General features: G+C 66.5%; 15 protein-coding genes, 1 tRNA gene and 1 pseudogene. 11 read left to right on the top strand and 6 right to left on the bottom strand.

The genetic code is table 11. The annotated features are described in order from the left end of the window. Positions 1 to 3: 3 nt before the first annotated feature. A complete protein-coding gene (gene hpnA / locus ACZ5BM_RS11335; RefSeq protein ID WP_498908077.1) occupies positions 4 to 996 on the bottom strand; it encodes an NAD-dependent epimerase/dehydratase family protein in 993 nt (330 codons plus the stop codon). A gap of 209 nt (positions 997 to 1,205) precedes the next feature. Between hpnA and ACZ5BM_RS11340 the strand changes: the two genes are divergently transcribed. From ACZ5BM_RS11340 to ACZ5BM_RS11380, 9 genes and pseudogenes are all read left to right on the top strand, one after another. Further along, positions 1,206 to 2,504 (top strand): restriction endonuclease, encoded by a 1,299-nt coding sequence (locus ACZ5BM_RS11340; protein WP_498908079.1) that lies wholly within the window; start codon positions 1,206 to 1,208, stop codon positions 2,502 to 2,504. Position 2,505: 1 nt separating this feature from the next. Continuing rightward, complete coding sequence (locus ACZ5BM_RS11345; protein ID WP_498908080.1) at positions 2,506 to 4,527, top strand: DNA/RNA helicase domain-containing protein; 2,022 nt, start codon at positions 2,506 to 2,508, stop codon at positions 4,525 to 4,527. A gap of 108 nt (positions 4,528 to 4,635) precedes the next feature. After that, positions 4,636 to 4,788: a hypothetical protein gene (locus ACZ5BM_RS11350; RefSeq protein WP_498908082.1), complete on the top strand. Its 153-nt coding sequence runs from the start codon at positions 4,636 to 4,638 to the stop codon at positions 4,786 to 4,788. A gap of 6 nt (positions 4,789 to 4,794) precedes the next feature. Then, positions 4,795 to 5,799, top strand: a complete 1,005-nt coding sequence (locus ACZ5BM_RS11355; RefSeq protein WP_498908084.1) for a hypothetical protein — start codon at positions 4,795 to 4,797, stop codon at positions 5,797 to 5,799. Continuing rightward, positions 5,796 to 6,026 carry a hypothetical protein gene (locus ACZ5BM_RS11360; RefSeq protein WP_498908086.1) on the top strand — a complete coding sequence of 77 codons (231 nt, stop codon included), beginning with the start codon at positions 5,796 to 5,798 and terminating at the stop codon, positions 6,024 to 6,026. The genes ACZ5BM_RS11355 and ACZ5BM_RS11360 overlap by 4 nt, the downstream gene beginning before the upstream one ends. 193 nt (positions 6,027 to 6,219) lie before the next feature. After that, on the top strand, positions 6,220 to 6,501 hold the full coding sequence (locus ACZ5BM_RS11365; protein WP_498908088.1) for a hypothetical protein: 282 nt from the start codon (positions 6,220 to 6,222) through the stop codon (positions 6,499 to 6,501). A gap of 236 nt (positions 6,502 to 6,737) precedes the next feature. Next, positions 6,738 to 8,540, top strand: coding sequence for an elongation factor 4 (lepA, locus tag ACZ5BM_RS11370; protein WP_498908090.1), 1,803 nt, complete (start codon positions 6,738 to 6,740; stop codon positions 8,538 to 8,540). 74 nt (positions 8,541 to 8,614) lie between these two features. After that, positions 8,615 to 8,704 (top strand) — tRNA-Ser (locus ACZ5BM_RS11375). 168 nt (positions 8,705 to 8,872) lie between these two features. Further along, positions 8,873 to 9,052, top strand: a pseudogene (locus ACZ5BM_RS11380) (Arm DNA-binding domain-containing protein); the annotation flags it as partial. 191 nt (positions 9,053 to 9,243) lie between these two features. Here ACZ5BM_RS11380 and ACZ5BM_RS11385 read toward each other — a convergent pair. Next, positions 9,244 to 9,729, bottom strand: coding sequence for a TetR/AcrR family transcriptional regulator (locus tag ACZ5BM_RS11385; RefSeq protein WP_498908092.1), 486 nt, complete (start codon positions 9,727 to 9,729; stop codon positions 9,244 to 9,246). A gap of 180 nt (positions 9,730 to 9,909) precedes the next feature. Here ACZ5BM_RS11385 and ACZ5BM_RS11390 point away from each other — a divergent pair, with 180 nt between their 5' ends. Further along, positions 9,910 to 10,896 carry an SDR family NAD(P)-dependent oxidoreductase gene (locus ACZ5BM_RS11390; protein ID WP_498908093.1) on the top strand — a complete coding sequence of 329 codons (987 nt, stop codon included), beginning with the start codon at positions 9,910 to 9,912 and terminating at the stop codon, positions 10,894 to 10,896. A 169-nt stretch (positions 10,897 to 11,065) separates the two neighbouring features. Next, entirely contained in the window at positions 11,066 to 11,659 is a 594-nt protein-coding gene (locus ACZ5BM_RS11395; protein ID WP_498908094.1) for an SDR family NAD(P)-dependent oxidoreductase, read from the top strand. A gap of 353 nt (positions 11,660 to 12,012) precedes the next feature. Here the strand turns inward: ACZ5BM_RS11395 and ACZ5BM_RS11400 are convergent, their stop codons facing one another. The 4 genes from ACZ5BM_RS11400 to ACZ5BM_RS11415 form a co-directional block, all read right to left on the bottom strand. Next, positions 12,013 to 13,524, bottom strand: coding sequence for a carbohydrate porin (locus tag ACZ5BM_RS11400; protein WP_498908096.1), 1,512 nt, complete (start codon positions 13,522 to 13,524; stop codon positions 12,013 to 12,015). 59 nt (positions 13,525 to 13,583) lie between these two features. Continuing rightward, a complete protein-coding gene (locus tag ACZ5BM_RS11405) occupies positions 13,584 to 14,945 on the bottom strand; it encodes an MFS transporter (protein ID WP_498908097.1) in 1,362 nt (453 codons plus the stop codon). 400 nt (positions 14,946 to 15,345) lie between these two features. Continuing rightward, a complete protein-coding gene (locus ACZ5BM_RS11410; protein WP_498908098.1) occupies positions 15,346 to 16,110 on the bottom strand; it encodes a class II aldolase/adducin head domain-containing protein in 765 nt (254 codons plus the stop codon). Next, the gene (locus ACZ5BM_RS11415; RefSeq protein ID WP_498908100.1) at positions 16,100 to 17,062 is read right to left on the bottom strand and encodes a ketopantoate reductase family protein; all 963 of its coding nucleotides are present in this window, start codon (positions 17,060 to 17,062) and stop codon (positions 16,100 to 16,102) included. Before ACZ5BM_RS11415 ends, ACZ5BM_RS11410 begins: the two co-directional genes overlap by 11 nt. Between the last annotated feature and the right edge of the window lie 3 nt (positions 17,063 to 17,065).

Consider the following 17,065-nt stretch of genomic DNA (forward strand, 5'->3'; position numbering starts at 1 on the left):
CGCTCAGATCATCCCGTTGGCGCGGAACCAGTTCACGGCGTCGCGCACCGCTTCCCGGGCCGGGCGGGGCGCATAGCCGAGCGCCTGTTTGGCCTTGTCGGAGGAGAAGAACATCTTCTTCTTGCTCATCGCCAGCGTGTCGCGTGTGACGCGCGGTTCGATCCCGGCGCGGCGGGCCAGGATCTCGGACGCGACGGCGACGGGGTAGAGCAGCTGGCGCGGCAGTTCGATGCGCGGCGCCTTCACCCCGGCGATGTCGCTGACCAGACCGAACAGGTCCTTGAGAGAGCGGTCCTCGCCGCCGAGGATGTAGCGTTCGCCGATCTGGCCGCGCTCGAAGGCGAGGGCGTGGCCTTCGGCGACATCGTCCACATGCACGAGATTGAGGCCGCTATCGACATAGGCCGGCATGCGTCCGGCGGCGGCGTCGCGGATCATTGCGCCCGTGGGGGTGGGCTTGACGTCGCGCGGGCCGATCGGCGTGCTCGGATTGACGATCACGGCGGGCAGGCGCCGGTCGCGGACGAGGGACAGCACCGCCTGTTCGGCGCGGTATTTGCTGAGCTTGTAGACGCCGACGATCTTGTCTTCGTGCACGGGGGTGAGTTCGTTCGCCACCGTGCCGTCGCCGACGAGGCCGAGCGCCGCCACGGACGAGCAGTATACGATGCGTTCGACGCCGGCCTCCTGCGCCGCGATCATCAGCGCGCGCGTGCCCTCGACGTTGGCGCGCATCATCGCCTCCGGGTCCGGCACCCAGAGGCGGTAATCGGCGGCGACGTGGAACAGGGCGCTGCAGCCTTCGAGCGCGCGCCGCATGCTGGCCGGATCGGTCAGGTCGCCTTCCACCAGCTCCGCGTCGAGCCCGTCGACGTTGCGCCGGTCGCCGTTCGGGCGGGCCAGCAGGCGGAGCGCATGGCCGCGTGCGAGCAGGGTGCGGGCGACGGCCGACCCCACGAAGCCGGTGGCGCCGGTCACCAGAACGGGTTTGGACATCGGAGCAGCTCCGCGATCGGGGGAAACGGCGTCTGTTTGCCCGTCCGCGTCCGGGCGGTCAAAGGGCGGCCACGCACCGGGTTCCGGTGCCGGGAGCGGTGTGCGACCGTGCGGCCCGACGCATCCGCCTCGATTCCGACAGCTTCTCGTGCAGAGATCGGAACGAACCGGCGTCCCGGGCGTCGGAGGATCAGGGGGGATTGGTTTCCATGAGACATGTGGTTCCGGCGGCGATTCTGGTGTCGATCGGTTGCGCCGTTCCGGCTGTGGCGGCGCCGATGGTGCAGCCGAAACGCGCGGTCTACGGCTGCGTGGACCCACGTGCGACCACGGCGCTGGCGATTCCCGACGGCCGTCTGCGCAACCGGAAATGGGTCGATTACGTGCACCGCACCGGGCATTGCGTGCTGTTGCCGGCGTCGGGGACGCTGGAGGTGTTGTTGCACCAGGGGCCGCTGGTGCTGGTGAAGGCGCCGGATGCCCGGGGCGACACGCCTCCGGTCTATGCGCAGTCTTCCGATCTGAAGGAGATCGCGGAGGAGGCGCCCGCACCGGCCGCCACGGCGCCGGAAGCGCCGGCTGCCGGGACCGCGGCGACACCGGCTCCCATGCCCGACGCCGTTCCGGCGTCGCCCCCTGCCGTGACGACCGAGCCTGCCGCGCCAGGCCCGGCGGCCCCGTCCGCACAAACGTCTCCCGCCGAGCCCTCGCCTGCTCCTGCCGCCACCACGCCGCCGCAACCCTCTGCGGCTCCGCCTCAAGCCGCGACCACGGCGTCGCCGGCACCCGACGTGATCACGACGCCGACGCCGTCTGTCGCGACGCTTTCGCCCGTTCCGGCGACTCCCCCGGTCGCTGCGACGCCGACGCCACCGGCCGTTACGCCGCCCCCGGCGCCGAAGGCCGAGCCGACGGTTGCGCCGACGCAGGCCGCTGCGATGCCGCCGGTGTCGGACGCGGCCAGGCCGGAGACACATGGCTCCTCGGGCATCTCGATCCTGGCCGTGATCGTGGTGCTGGCCTTGCTGGGTCTGATCGCCGCCGCCGTGATGATCGCGCGGCAGCAACGCCGCTTCGCCCATGTGGAAGACGCGGATTGGCAGAAGGAGGATCGTTATGTCGATCCGCTGGCCAGCGCCGTCCCGCATCCGCAGGCCGGGCTGTCGCCCGAACCGACGCCGCAGGCGTTTCGGCGTGGCTGCATCGAGGTTCTGGAGGGCGGCGGCTGGACCGTCCAGCCCAGCTTCGCGGCGAGCGCGACGCGGGACGGCGCGCCCGACATTCTGGCCCGTCGGAAGGACGCCGTTCTCGCCGTGCGCTGCCAGGCCGGCGACACGACCATCACGCCGGACATGATCCGCGCGGTGGCGGCGATGGGGCAGCAGGCGCGCGCGCATGTGACCGTTCTGGCGACGCCCGCGCCGATGACGCGCCGCGCGCATGACGAGGCGATGCGGTTGCACGTGCATGTGCTGGATGCCGAGGAGTTAGGCGGGCTGTCCGCCTGACATGCCGTCCATGCCGGCCTGGTGGTCCGGCAATGGGCTGAGCCTGCTGCGCACGCCGGATGAGGCGATCCTGGCCGCGTTGGCGCGCCGTGCCCTGGGGCGGCACCGCATCAACGAACACGCGCAACTGCGAGCCTGGCAGCACCAGATCCGGCAATTGAAGATCGTGTGCCGTGGGTTCGACGATCCCTCTGCGGTGACGGTCCTTTTCGAGTTCGAAATTCCACGCCTGAGCGGACGGATCGACACCGTTCTTCTGTTGCCGCACGCCATTATCATTATGGAGTTCAAGGTCGGCGCGGATCGGTTCGATCCGGCCGACAGGGTGCAACTGGAAAGCTATGCACTGGACCTGCAGGATTTTCATGACGGCTCGCGCCGACATCCGATCCTGCCGATTCTGGTTGCGACGAATGCCGACCGTCCGAGCGCCGATCTGCCGTTTCTCCTGTGTGGCGCCGCTCCGGTCATGGAAGCCAATGACCGCAGCCTCGCGGCGCTGATCCAGGTTCTACATCGCGCGCCGCCCCTGGGAGGCCGGGTGCTGGATCGGGCAGGCTGGGAGTATGCCGCCTACAGGCCCGTACCCAACATCATCGACGCCGCCTGTCATCTCTTCATGCGGCACGACGTCGCCGACCTGCTGACGATGCGCGCCGATGCACATAATCTGTCCACCACCACGGACCGGATCAACGCGCTTCTGGTGCAGGCCAAACATGCCGGAACCAAGCTGATCTGCTTTGTCACCGGCATTCCCGGCGCCGGTAAGACGCTGTGCGGCCTGAATGCCGCTTTTTCCGGTGACGAGACTGCGCGCGCCGCTTTTCTGACCGGCAATCCGAGCCTGGTGCATGTTCTGCGCGAAGCGCTGGTGCGCAGTGTGGCCTCGACGGCGGCCGAACGGCGCGCCGCGCGGCACCGCATGGAGGGCGTGATCCAGGCCCTGCCGAAGTTTCGCGACGACGGTGTTCGCAGCGGTCATACCCCGCCCGAACGCGTGGTGGTGATCGACGAGGCACAACGGTCCTGGACCGAGGCGCATGCCGTGGCGCGCACGCGCGATAAGTCGGTGCCGCTGCACCGCTCGGAGCCGGCGCATCTGCTCGACATCATGGCGCGTCACGACGGCTTCGCCGCTATTCTCTGCTTGATCGGCAATGGACAGGAGATCCATGACGGCGAGGGCGGTCTGGCGACCTGGAGCGAGGCGCTGGCGGAGCGTCCAGAGTGGTGCGTGGTTGCGGCTGAGGCCACTCTTGATGCGCCGGAGCCGCGCAACCGTCTTGCCAGACTGCCCCGGCTTGAGATCGAGCCTTCCCTGCATCTGGATGTGCCGGTGCGTACGCTTCGACATGATGCAGCGCCACGTTGGGTGGATTGCGTCCTGCGCGGCGACGCCGATGGTGCGCGCGCGGTGATTCAGACCGCAGGACCAGTGCCGTTCCATCTCACCCGCGATCTGGCCGCGTTGCGCGCCGGTCTGCGCCGGCGGGCCGGAAACCGGCATCGCGCCGGACTGGTCGCCAGCGCCGGTGCGCGTCGTCTGCGCGCAGAAGGGCTTGGTTGCGAGGTTCCGCACATGGATGCGGACGCGGTGGCGCGTTGGTTTCTGGACAGTTGGGTCCGCGACCGCGACGTGCGCGCGTCCGACGCACTGGAACTGGTGGCGACGCAGTTCTCCGTGCAGGGACTCGAACTGGACCAGGTCGGGTTGTGCTGGGACGGCGATCTCGTACACGGCGCCAACGGCTGGGAGGTGCGCTCCTTCCGCGGCACGCGTTGGCAGACAGCGCGCGATCCGGACAAGATCGCCTGGCGGCTGAACACCTACCGCGTTCTCCTGACGCGTGCGCGGTTCGACACGCTGATCTGGGTGCCACACGGCGACGCGGCCGATCCGACGCGCGATCCGAAACGGTTCGACGCCGTTGCCGACTTCCTGCGGGCGTGCGGCGTGACGGAGCTGGACGCGGAAAGCGTTCAACCACGCGAACCGGAGCCATCCTGGCTCGCCCGCTGAGGGGATCGTATCGACACCGCATCGGTCGCGTTGGGACATCCTATGATGCCGCCCCCTGTGTGGAGGCGGCATGTCGGATTGGGTCGGTTCGGATCGTCGGCGGGCCAGGTGCGTTTGCCGGCAGTGTTTCACGGCACGGCGCGGCTGCTGGACGGATCCGAACCGCCGCCACCGCCCCGGACGCCACGCTTCGACGACCTCTCGAGCGAGTTCCAGGCCGATCTGACCGTCAGCTTCGCGCTCCTGACCGGCGTCGGCTAAGAGCCGGTGCACCCGGACCACCCGGCCTACGCCGATTATCTCGCCGCCAGTGCGGCGCACGCTGTGGCATTGCCGTCGGAACCCCTGCACGGGCCCGATCCGCTGTCGCCTGACACGATCTCGATGCCGTTCGAGACCACGATCACGGTCACGGCGGCGATGGCGTTGCAGCACGGGCTGGTGCCGCCCGGCCACCCGGATTCGGCCCGTGCCCACGAGCCTGCGACGGCGGCGCGCCCGGTGCGGCGCAAGCCGTTCCCGCCGCCCTGCTGGCGCGCCTCGGGCGTGGGCGCCATGCCGCCGGGCGGGGATATCGGCGCGTTCACGGCGTCGCTGGATCATGCGCCGCGCGGCCAGTCGACGGCGGCAACCGGTTCCAGACAGAGCGGTCCTGTATCTCCGCCGTCCGGCGTGGTGGCGTCGGTCGCACCTCCGGCCATTGCGCCGATTGCCGGCGGCACGACAAACCGAACGGAGCAGCCCGCGAACGGTACGCCTTTGGGAAACGCCGTGCGCTTCGTGAGGCGCGACCTAAACGCCGAAGAGGAAAGTTCCTCCGCCGCGCTGGAGCAGATCGTCACGGGAACGGCGCATGCGCTCCGGGACGCCGGCCGTTATTTCTACCACCTTGCCAGGAATGGTTCCGGCGATCCGCTGGTCGCGCAGGCGAATGCCTATGCCGTGACGATGGCTCGCAGGGGTGCGGATGCCGTGTCTAACGCCGTTCAGCATCCGGTCGGCACCGCGATGGCAATCGGCGACGGGATGAAAGGCCGGGCCGAACAGCTGGTCACCGAGGCCCGGTCTGCCGAGGCGGCGGGGAGACTGCCGGAGTTCATCGGCGGCGAGGCGGGCGAAGCGGTCGTCGGGGCGGCGCAAATGGTTGCAGCCCCCGAGATCAAGGGACTGACGGCGACGGCGGACGTCGTGCACGCCGCCGAGGTCGGTGCGGAGGGAGAGCGTCTTGCCGCAGCTGCACGACGTTCGAGACGACAAAGGCGGTTGCCGTGACTGGCACGAAGCCATCCGGCGATCTGGCGAATAGCTATGAGGCAGGCATTCGCGGGCTGAACAAGGGAGCTCCGCTGGCAGATCGTCAGTACGAAGTCTTTGTCGATGGGAAGTGGGTCAATGGTACTGCCGACGATGTGATGCTCGTGGGTGGCAAAAGGACGGCGATAGAGGCGAAATTCGTTAATGATTGGGCAACTTCGATCAGGATCCGGCCAGTCCGGTGAGTAGCAAATCCTGGGCATAAAAAGAAGAAGTAACGATGCTACAACAGACAAAAAAATACCCTGCTGGTTTTCCGGGTGGTGTTATTTATCATACGAACAGCATTGAGTTTGCTGAACAATACACAGAAGTTTTCAAAAGGTCTGGCATTACAAAATTTCGTTTTTTTATAACTCGAGTGGAGTAGGGGAAGAGATGGCAGACTACCTGGACGAGCTCGGGCGGATATATGGTGGACCCATAGAAAGAACCGACAATCGCACCATACCCGGAACGGTCGACGTTGAAGGCGTGAAAGTCGTCTACCTCCAAGACAGCAAAATCGCGCCGACACCCGATCAATTCAGAAAGGTGAGCAGGAAGATTGATCCCCCGCTCCTGACTCACGGAGGAGCGTCCGAATACGGTTGCCTGATCACGACCCCGGACGGTCAGTCATTCTTCTGCTGGGGGTATCACGGCGATCTCGACGGGTAGGAGAAGCAGATCACGCAAGGCGCGCAGGCGCTTGGCGGGACGCTGGCGACGATCGAGGGTGCGGTGTTCAAGCGGAACGACGGCGTCGAGATGCCGCTTGCCGAGTGTCGCGTGGAGTTTGTGTGAACGATCGCTGGGCAGGGGTAGGGCGGGGGCCGCTTCCCTCTTCCATGAGGCGTATGCGGTGCCTCGCGCGCACGGCTGACATTTCTCCCGCATTCCCGTAAAGCAGCAGCATGACCGACACGCCGCTCTCGTCCATCCGCAACTTCTCGATCATCGCCCATATCGACCATGGCAAGTCCACCCTGGCCGACCGGCTGATCCAGGCCTGCGGCGCGCTGTCCGAGCGCGAGATGACCAACCAAGTGCTTGATAACATGGATATCGAGCGGGAGCGGGGCATCACCATCAAGGCGCAGACCGTTCGGCTGAGCTACCCGGCCAAGGACGGCAAGACCTACGTGCTGAACCTGATGGACACGCCGGGCCACGTCGATTTCGCCTACGAGGTGAGTCGGTCGCTCGCGGCCTGCGAGGGGTCGCTGCTGGTGGTGGACGCGTCGCAGGGCGTGGAAGCGCAGACCCTGGCCAACGTGTATCAGGCGCTGGACGCGAACCACGAGATCGTGCCGATCCTGAACAAGGTGGACCTGCCGGCGGCCGAGCCGGACCGAGTGAAGCAGCAGATCGAGGACGTGGTCGGCATTCCGGCGGACGACGCGGTGATGATCTCGGCCAAGACCGGGCTCAACATCGAGGGGGTTCTGGAAGCGCTGGTGACGCGCCTGCCGCCGCCTGTGGGCGATGCCGATGCGCCGCTGAAGGCGCTGCTGGTGGATAGCTGGTACGATGCCTATCTCGGCGTGGTGATCCTGGTTCGGATCAAGGAAGGGCGTCTGAAGCGCCACGCCAAGATCCGCATGATGGCCAAGGGCTCGGTGCACAATGTCGAGCAGGTGGGCGTGTTCAGCCCCGCCATGCGGCCGGTCGAGGAACTCGGCCCGGGCGAGATGGGCTACATCACCGCGGCGATGAAGACGGTGGCCGACTGCAACGTGGGCGACACCATCACCGAGGACCGCCGCCCCGCGACCGAGCCTTTGGCCGGGTTCAAGCCCTCCGTGCCCGTGGTGTGGTGCGGGCTGTTCCCGATCGATGCGGACGATTTCGAGAAGTTGCGCGAGAGCCTGGGCAAGCTGCGGCTGAACGACGCCTCGTTCCATTTCGAGGCGGAGACCTCGGCGGCTCTGGGATTCGGCTTCCGCTGCGGCTTCCTGGGGCTGCTGCATCTGGAGATCATCCAGGAGCGCCTGTCGCGCGAGTTCGACCTGAACCTGATCGCGACCGCGCCGTCGGTGGTCTATCGCCTCTACAAGACCAACGGCGAGATGGAGGAGCTGCACAACCCGGCCGACATGCCGGACCCTGTGCATATCGACCGGATCGAGGAGCCCTGGATCAAGGCGACGATCATGGTGCCGGACGATTATCTCGGCTCGATCCTGACCTTGTGTTCCGAGCGTCGCGGGCAGCAGACCGACCTGACCTATGTCGGCGGCCGGGCGATGGCGGTGTATCGCCTGCCTTTGAACGAGGTGGTGTTCGATTTCTACGACCGCCTGAAATCGGTGAGCCGCGGCTACGCCTCGTTCGACTACCAAATGGACGGCTACGAGGAGAGCGATCTCGTGCGCATCTCCATCCTGGTGAACCAGGAGCCCGTCGACGCCCTGTCCTTCGTGGCGCACCGCTCGGCGGCCGAAGCGCGTGGCCGTGCGATCTGCGGCAAGCTGAAGGATCTGATCCCCCGGCAGCTGTTCAAGATCGCGGTGCAGGCGGCGATCGGCGGCCGGGTGATCGCGCGCGAGACCATCGGGGCGATGAGCAAGGACGTGACCGCCAAGTGCTACGGCGGCGACATCAGCCGCAAGCGCAAGCTTCTGGAGAAGCAGAAGGAAGGCAAGAAGCGCATGCGGCAGTTCGGCAAGGTGGAGATTCCGCAGACGGCCTTCCTCGCCGCCTTGAAGATGGACTGAGCCCTCTTGATTTGGCGGCGGACCTTGCTATGGTCCGCCGCCCTGAGCCGCCGCGTGCGGCTCATGCGAAGGCTGGACAGGTGGCCGAGCGGCTTAAGGCGCACGCTTGGAAAGCGTGTGTGCGTGAAAGCGTACCGTGGGTTCGAATCCCACCCTGTCCGCCAACCCCCTTTCAGAACCTCTCCGAACCAGACCGCGCGTTCTTGCGCCTGCTGGCTTTCCCCGTATTGGGCTTTCCGATCCGAACCGCATCGAACCAAGCGGGAACGATTGCGGGGTGTCATGCGAGGTGCTGAAACCCGGGGTGGGGTATCGTGCTGACCGCCCCTCAGGTGCAGCGGCTGGAGCCGGCACAAGCACCATACAAGCGGGCGGACGGTGGTGGGCTGCACGTCCTTGTGAAGCCGACCGGGTCGAAGCCCTGGCGCATGCGCTACGTGCTCCACGGCAAAGAGAAACTGCTCTCGTTCGGCACCTATCCAGCGGTGAGCCTGTCGGCGGCGAGGAACGCCCGCGACGACGCGCGAGATCAACTCCGGCAGGGCCACGACCCGGCCACCGTGAAACAGGCGCGGCGCGCCATGAGCGCCAATCCGGAGAACCGGTTCGAGACCGTTGCGCGGGACTGGCATAACCTGATCGCCCCGCACCGATGCGAGAAGGGAGCCGGCCGAGGTTTTCCACGATGCGGAAACGGCGCTCCCTATGGCGGACGCACACCGGCCAGAAGCACGTCGACCATGCGCCGGGCGCGCTCGGAAGCACGATCGTCGACCGCGATGCCGATCGTACCCGAAAGGGCGCGCAGGAGATCCACCGGGTCGAGCGACGGATCGAAGCTGCCTGCGGAGGCTGCGCGCGCGGTCAGTCGTCGTATCGCTTCCTTGAGCGTGTCGCCGGACGCCGGCAGCGAAGTCTCCGGGCCGATGATCGCAGTGAGCGCCGGCCCGATGATCCGCTTGGCCATAAGGACATCCACGAATGCCAACAGCCATTCCCGAAGTGCTCTTTCCGGCGTCGCCGATGCCGTCAGGGTCGTCTCCAACTCCACCAATGTTCCGACCTCTTCGCGGTAGAGTGCTTCGAGCAGCTCCTGGCGGTTTGCGAATTGCCGGTAGAGCGTCCCGATTCCCACCCCGGCGCGGCGGGCGACCTCTTCCAGGCTGATGCCGATATCGCCCGCCAGCACGGCGGACCTGGCGACCGACAGCAGGTGGGCACGGTTCCGTACGGCGTCCGCCCGGCGCGGGCGCGAATGTGAAGAAATAACCCTTCTCCCCTTGCAAGCGGAGGTATCCTCCACTTAGTAAATGGAGGCGCCCTCCGAATACGCCGACCATGCTCGGAGCGCCAGCACGGGAGTTTCGCCATGACACGCATTTTCGATGAATTCTCCACCGCGGACGAGGTTCTTGCGGATCGCGACCTGTCCGGAAAACGGATCGTCGTGACGGGCGTATCGGCCGGGCTCGGTGTGGAAACGGCGCGGGCGCTGGTTGCCCGCGGTGCGCACGTGATCGGCACCGCGCGCGATCTCGGAAAGGCGGAAACGGCTTGCATCGTCGTGCGCCAGGCCGCTGCGACCGGCGGCGGCCAGCTGACGCTTGTCGAGCTCGACCTTGCCGACCTCGCCTCGGTCGCCTCCGCCTCGGACCAGTTGCTGGACATGAGACAGCCGTTCGATGCGATCATCGCCAATGCCGGCGTCATGGCATGCCCATTCGAACACACTGCCGACGGTCACGAACGACAGTTCGGAACAAACGTCCTGGGTCACTACGCACTGATCGCCCGTCTTGCGCCGTCCATCCAGGACGGAGGCCGCATCGTACTGCTTTCGTCCTCAGGACACCGTTACGCGGCCTTCGATCTTGAGGATCCGAACTTCGAACGCTCACCCTATGATCCCTGGGTTGCCTACGGACGCTCCAAGACGGGCGACGTCTTGCTGGCCGTCGCGTTCGATACGGCGTTGCGCGGACGGGGCATCAGGGCAGTGGCCGTTCATCCGGGCGGGATCAACACCGAACTCTCACGACATCTGGCCGGAGGCGAGCTGGCAGCCCGTCTCGCCGCGATCAACGCGCAACTCGCTTCTCAGGGAAAGCCGCCCTTCCGCATGAAATCCATCGCGCAAGGAACCGCGACGACGGCATGGGCTCTGATCGCGCCGCCGGACGAGGTCGGCGGCCACTATTGCGAGGACTGCCACGTCGCCTCGGTGGTCACTGACGAGCCGTCGCGGGAACGGATCGGCGTCGGCGTTCGGCCCTATGCGCTTGACCCCGGCACGGCCGACGCGCTGACGCTTCTTTGCGCGCGCCTTTCGGGCGTGACGCTGGACACGACACGGTAGAGGCATGACGGCGGCACCGCGTCACGATGTCCGTTCACGGAACGCAAGATCGATCAGTCGATCGAACATCCGGTCGCTGAGCCGTCGGCGCAGAAACAGAAGCGGGCGCGCGCCGAGACCGCCGCTGTAACGAGGAGCGGGCCGGCGTGCGCTGAGCGCGCGCACCACCATGTCGGAGACGACGGACGGAATCGACATCCTGTTCGCGAATGCCGGGATCCAGGCGTTCAAGCCGATCCTCGAAATGGGCCATGCGGACTGGCACGATCAGATCGACATCAATCTGAACGGCACGGCGAGGATGATACGCGTCGTGGCGCCCTTCCTGGTCGAACGCGGCGGCGGACGGATCATCGTCACGTCGTCCACGCAGGGGCAGCATGGGACGTTGAACGGTTCGAGCTACTCCGCCTCGAAATGGGGTATCCTCGGCCTGATGAAATCCGCCGCGCTGGAACTCGGCAAACACAGGATCACCGTCAACGCCGTCATTCCCGGCCTGATCAACACGGCGCTGACGCGGCATGAGGACCGCTATGCGCAGGCGATCGAAGCCGGCGGCAAACAGCCGAGCGGCAACGAGACCGAAGACGAGAAGACCGCCGCGGCGGCTTTGGCGGCCAAGCTCCCGCTCGGCGTGCCGTGGCTCGAACCCGATGCGATCGCGCCTGCCGTGGTGTTTCTCGCGTCCGACGCGGCGGCCATGGTCTCGGGTACCAGCCTTGCCGTCACCGGCGGCGACAGCGCCAACGTCACGGCGTGACGCCCGGCGCGCTGTGGCGGCAAGGCTTTCGATGCGCGTCCGATCGCCTATGCGATTCGCTTGTTTCCACTGGCTGGAAACAAGCGGCTGCGATGCGTGTGCCGGCGGATCGACAGATCCAGGTGGAGTGATCGCAGCGAAAAGCGGTGTCCATTCTCGCGATCGGATGTCATCGGCAGACGATCGCGGAGAAACCTCCGGCCAGGGGGCTCGCGTGTGTGCATCCCGATGCGGCCACGCATGGATGGCCACCGAACGCCGTTCGCCTGCGACACCGCGAGACGGTCGGAGGCGTCCCGCATCGGTTCGCGCGGAACGCTTCCGGGGATTCCCGGTCGTGTCAGGTGATCGGCTCAGGGATGCGCCAGGCCGAGCAGCGGCCGCAGATAGATGATGGCGGTCATGCCGATCTCGAACCCGTCGCGAGAGGGCCGGGCGCGTGGCGCATAGTAGTTGTTGGGATTGACGATGTACTGGACGCTCGGTTCCAGCGCGATCGACGGCAGCACGAAGGTGTGGCTGTGCAGATCGAACACCATCTTGGCGTCGCTCGGCACCCGATAACCGTAACCGGCCGCCTGGCTGGATTCCGCCAGGAAACGCTTCTGCCGGCTGCCCAGTGTGCTCCAATGGATCTGCATGTTGTAGGTGTCGTTCGGATGACCCGCGAACGGCGCCTGGATCTTCGCGCCGAGATAGGCTTCTGCCTTGATCGCGTCGTAGGTCTCGAAGCCGGAACCGGCACCGCCATAGACGGCGACCGCCGTGCCGTGCGGATTGCGCGTGCGGCCGCCATCCTTGCGCCAGACATATTGCTGACCGGTCAGGAAAACGCCCGACACGCCGGTTTCGGTCGCTGGACGAAGGCGCGGATTGGCGACGCGGGAGGTGCCGCGCACGGTCAGGAGCGGATCGGTGATGGTGGACGAGTTGTAGTATCCGGCGAATTCGAAGGTGGACGGATAGGCCGTCTTGTCGAACCCGCGCTTGTAGCCGATCTCGCCCATGCCGACCGCGCCGGTGGCGTTGTGCGTGTCCCAGCGCCAGCCATCGGTATGGATCAGCTTCGCGTTCGATTCCTGCGCGCCGAACTGGAAAAACACGCCGTTCGCCAGTGTGAATGCCGCGCGGCCCATCCAGGACGAGAAGATCGGCGTGCTGATGCCGGCGTTCAGGGCGATGGAGTCCTTGAAGCACGTCAGCATCTGGTCGCAATTCGGCACCAGGAAATAGCGCGTCAGGTTGGAGCGGCCGACCTCTGTATCGACATGGCCGAACAGTTTCTGTTCGTAGGTCAGTACGGAGAGATAATTGCCGCGGAACAGATGCGGCGGTTGATAGCCCAGCGTGTTGTCACCGATCTGCGGCGAGATGTTCTCGTTGTTGCGCAGGAAGAACAGGCTTTCTTCCATGTGGAAGGCGCCGCCGCGCAGGCCGAGCAGACGCTCCGTGTCGATATCGGTATCGAGCATGGCGATGCCGTTGTTCAGGCGCTGTCCGATATCGCTGCCGGCGCTGAGATTGTCCACGAAGGCGTCGAGCACCAGCCCCTTGAAGGTGATGCCGCGATCGGCGAGCGGCCGGGTGACGGCGGTCAGCAGACCGTTGGTCGGGTGTTCCGCTTCCCGCGACGGCGCGATCACGCCAGGCGCGATGCGTGGCGAGATGGTGTTCGGCGTCTGGCCGGGAATGGCCGATCCTTCCGATGCCGGCAGCGTCGAGCCCATCACGGTGACGCGCTGCATCGGGGTGGCGGCGGCGATCGGAATCTGGGCGCGGGCGGTGGCGGGCAGGACGGCGAGGCCGGCCAGAAGGATGAAACGGAGGGAGAAACCGCGCCGGGCCTGGGGATGGGGGTGGTTCACGCGTGATCCTGTTCGATGCGGGTGTCGCGAGGTCTCGGCATTAACTGTCATGGTGAAACTTAATCGGCGGCGATCCGCCGGAAGGCCGGAGCCCCTCTGGACAGGACCAGGACGCCGAGCGCGGTGGCGGTGCCCGCGACCACCGCCAGCGACGCGCCGACGCCGGCCGGTCCGCGGAACAGGTGGTCGTTCAGGACGCCGATCAGGAACGAGCCCAGGGCGAGGCCGGCGAGCGAGTTGCAGAAGAGGAAGATCGCCGAGACGCGCGAGCGCATCGCGGCCGGGGAGGCGATCTGCATGATGGTGACCGAGGTGGGCAGGGCGAAGGCGGTGAAGAACACGGCGATCGCGATCAGCGCGGAGATCTGGGTCACGGAGCCCGCGGCGGGAAACAGGACGATGGGCAGGAAGGAGCCGGTCGCGCCGAGATAGGCGGCCTTGAACGGTGCATCGCGATGGCCGCGTGCGGCGAGCGCGTCGATCAGCACGCCGCTGGCGGCGATGCCGGCGCTGCCGAACACGCCGACCAGGGCGCCCAGCAGCAGACCGACCTCGCGGGGCGCGAGATGGAAATGGCGGGCGAGAAAGGCGGGCGACCAGCTCAGCACGCCGAACACGCTCATCGCGAGCAGGCTGAAGCCGAGCAGATGCGGAGCGAATACGCCGCGTCGTTCCGCGATCATGCCGAGAACCTGTTTCAGGCTCGGCACCGCATGTCCCGTGCGCGGCATCGTGCGATGCGGCACTTCGCGCACCGATCCCAGGATCACCAGGGCGAGCAGAAGACCGGGCAGGCCGATGATGCAGAAGCAGAGTTGCCACGGATGCAGCACGAGACCGAGCGCGCGCGTGTCGCCGAGGCGGGATGCGACGGAGATGGCCCATCCGCCGAGCAGAAAGGCGATGCCGGTGCCGAAGAACGAGCCCATGGAGAACACGGCCAGCGCGCGTCCGAGTTTCCGGGGCGGAAACAGGTCGGCAATATAGGAATAGACCGCCGGCAGGAGCACCGCCTCACCGGCACCGACGCAGACTCGTGCTGCGAACAATTCGGGAAAGCTCTGGGCCAGACCGCAGGCGATCGTCGCCAGGCTCCAGACTGCGATGCCGCCCGCGATCACCATCTGACGCGGTGCGCGATCGCTCAATGCGGAGATCGGCAGGCCGAGCGTGGCGTAGAACAGCGCGAAGGCGAGGCCGTTGAGTAGGCCGAACTGCGTGTCGCTGACATGGAAGGTGGCGCGCACCGGGCCGATCAGCAGCGACAGCACCTGCCGGTCGAGATAGGAGAAGATATAGGCGCACAGGAACAGGCAGACCGCGATCCAGCGTCTGGACGCGGGATGCGTCGCGTTCTGCGTGTGCGTGGCCGCGAACGAAACCGTGCCCGGTTCCAGAGGCTGGGAAAGGGAATTCTGCATGTTGCGTCGCCTGCGTGCGAGTTGACGGACCGAAGCGCGGGTTCTGCTTCGTTTCTGTTCAGCACTCGGACTCAGCCACAGGAACAACGATGTTGCACGAAAAATCCGTTGAAAATTCACCCTTAAATGCGGTGTTCAGACAGGAATTGATCGCGGATTGATCAGCCTCTGCTTCGTTGCTGCGGAAACGGTCAGCCGAACCGATCGGGCGATGGCGAAGCGGGAATGTCGTCTGTGCGAAAACAAGAATCCTGGGATGACGATTCGCAATCATCGTTGTCGAGCACGGCGACTTCGTGTCGTTTCGTTAAAACATCGTTGTCGTGGACATGCGGAAGGGGCGAGCGGACGGGAGTCCGCTCGCCCCCTGGCGAGAAAGTCCGGGACGGATGGTGGACGATCAGTCCGCGACGTCTCCGGGCCAGAGCGGGCCACGCGCTTTGCGCATCCGCCGCGTTTCCGCGCGGAACATCAGTTCCGCCGCCTTGGCGTCGCGCGTGATCCGGGCGGCGTCGCGCACGCAGGCGCTGCGGATCTCGTCGGACAGGATCACGTCCTCGCCCGGGATCATGCCTGACTGGCACTGGAGCTCCGCCGCGCGCTGCGCGATCCAGAGCAGCATGAACGTGCGCGGAATGTCGGATTCGCCGACGGCGATGCCGTGGTTGCGCAGCACCAGGACGTGCTTGTCGCCGAGGCTGGCGATCATGCGCGGGCGCTCGTCGTCGTAGAGGGTGATGCCTTCGAAATCATGATAGCCGACGCGGCCGAAGAGCTGCGCGCCATAGAAGTTGTCGTGGCTGAAGCCGGTCTTCTTCATCGCCACCGCACAGACCGGGTTGGTGTGGGTGTGGACGATGCAGTGGATGTCGTCGCGTGCGGCGTGGATCGCGCCGTGCAGGGCGAAGCCGGCCGGGTTGGGTTTGTTTTCCGGATTGCCGACGATCTTGCCGTTGGCGTTGACGACCAGAAGGTTCTCCGGCGTCACCTCGTTGTAGTTCAGGCCGAACGGATTCACGAGATAGCGCTTCTCCTCGCCCGGGAGGCGGACGGAGATGTGGTTGAACACGGACTCCGTCCAGCCGAAGAAATCCACCAGATGATAGAACTCGGCGAGCTGGGTGCGCAGCCGCGCTTCTTCCGCGTCGGGATGATCATGATCCATGGGGGCGTCTCGCTTGCGTGCGGTTGTCTGCCAGGTGAATTGTGAGAGCGAACAGGGCGGCCGAGGCCGGCATCGCGACGCCGAGCGCTTCGGCCATCCGAAGGGGGGCGGAACAGATCGCCTCGATCTCGAGCGGCCGTCCGGCGTCGAAATCCTGTTTCATCGAGGTGAGATGGTCGCCTGCGGCGGCAAGCGCGCGTGCGCAGTTCTCCGGCTCCCTCGCGAGTGCCAGGCCAGCGGCGCGGCCGAGCCGCGTCATCTCTTCCGCCACCGTCTCGACGCAGAGGCAGAGATGGGGCGAGCGGTGCATGTCCCGCAGCGTGGCCCCGGCGATCACGGAAAGCGGGTTGGTGGCGGCGTTGACGATGAGCTTGCCCCAGACCGCCTCGGCCGGATCGTCGAGCAGATCGACCGCCAGCCCGGCTCCGCGCAGGATCGCGGCGATCCGTGCGGCCCGCTCCGTCAGCGCCGGCGTCACGGCGCCCAGGCGCAGTTTCGGGGTGCCGTCGCAGCGCACCCGGCCGGGGCCGACCGTGCTGGCCATCATGAAGGAGGCGCAGCCGAGGATGCGGTCGCGCGGCAGGGCGCGGGCGAGCGCGCCGTCCGGATCCATCGCGTCGCCGCCGTGCGAAAACCAGAACGGCACGCCGTTCACCACCGGCAGCACCGGCTCCGGCCGGCCGGCCAGGAGCGGTGCGATGGACGGCAGATCCTGCGCTTTCAGGGCCAGGACGATCAGATCGAACGGCGTGTCCGGAAGGTGCGGCATGGCCTCCACCGGAAACACGCCGCCGCGACCATCCGCCTGTTCGAGCACGAGGCCGTCTTGCCGGAGCGCCTCCAGCGTGTTGCCGCGCGCCACCAGCGTGACGGCGACGCCGCCGCGGGCCAGGATGCCTGCCAGCGCGCAGCCGACCGCGCCGGCGCCGATCAGGGCGATCCGTGCCGTCATGCG

The sequence above is a fragment of the Lichenicola sp. GTC18331 genome (genome assembly GCF_055386855.1).

Bases quoted from the DNA above. Each gene is read 5' to 3' on its own strand.
- hpnA (WP_498908077.1), bottom strand. From the start codon at position 996: ATGTCCAAACCCGTTCTGGTGACCGGCGCCACCGGCTTCGTGGGGTCG.
- ACZ5BM_RS11340 (WP_498908079.1), top strand. From the start codon at position 1,206: ATGAGACATGTGGTTCCGGCGGCGATTCTGGTGTCGATCGGTTGCGCC.
- ACZ5BM_RS11345 (WP_498908080.1), top strand. From the start codon at position 2,506: ATGCCGTCCATGCCGGCCTGGTGGTCCGGCAATGGGCTGAGCCTGCTG.
- ACZ5BM_RS11365 (WP_498908088.1), top strand. From the start codon at position 6,220: ATGGCAGACTACCTGGACGAGCTCGGGCGGATATATGGTGGACCCATA.
- lepA (WP_498908090.1), top strand. From the start codon at position 6,738: ATGACCGACACGCCGCTCTCGTCCATCCGCAACTTCTCGATCATCGCC.
- ACZ5BM_RS11390 (WP_498908093.1), top strand. From the start codon at position 9,910: ATGACACGCATTTTCGATGAATTCTCCACCGCGGACGAGGTTCTTGCG.
- ACZ5BM_RS11395 (WP_498908094.1), top strand. From the start codon at position 11,066: ATGTCGGAGACGACGGACGGAATCGACATCCTGTTCGCGAATGCCGGG.
- ACZ5BM_RS11405 (WP_498908097.1), bottom strand. From the start codon at position 14,945: ATGCAGAATTCCCTTTCCCAGCCTCTGGAACCGGGCACGGTTTCGTTC.
- ACZ5BM_RS11410 (WP_498908098.1), bottom strand. From the start codon at position 16,110: ATGGATCATGATCATCCCGACGCGGAAGAAGCGCGGCTGCGCACCCAG.
- ACZ5BM_RS11415 (WP_498908100.1), bottom strand. From the start codon at position 17,062: ATGACGGCACGGATCGCCCTGATCGGCGCCGGCGCGGTCGGCTGCGCG.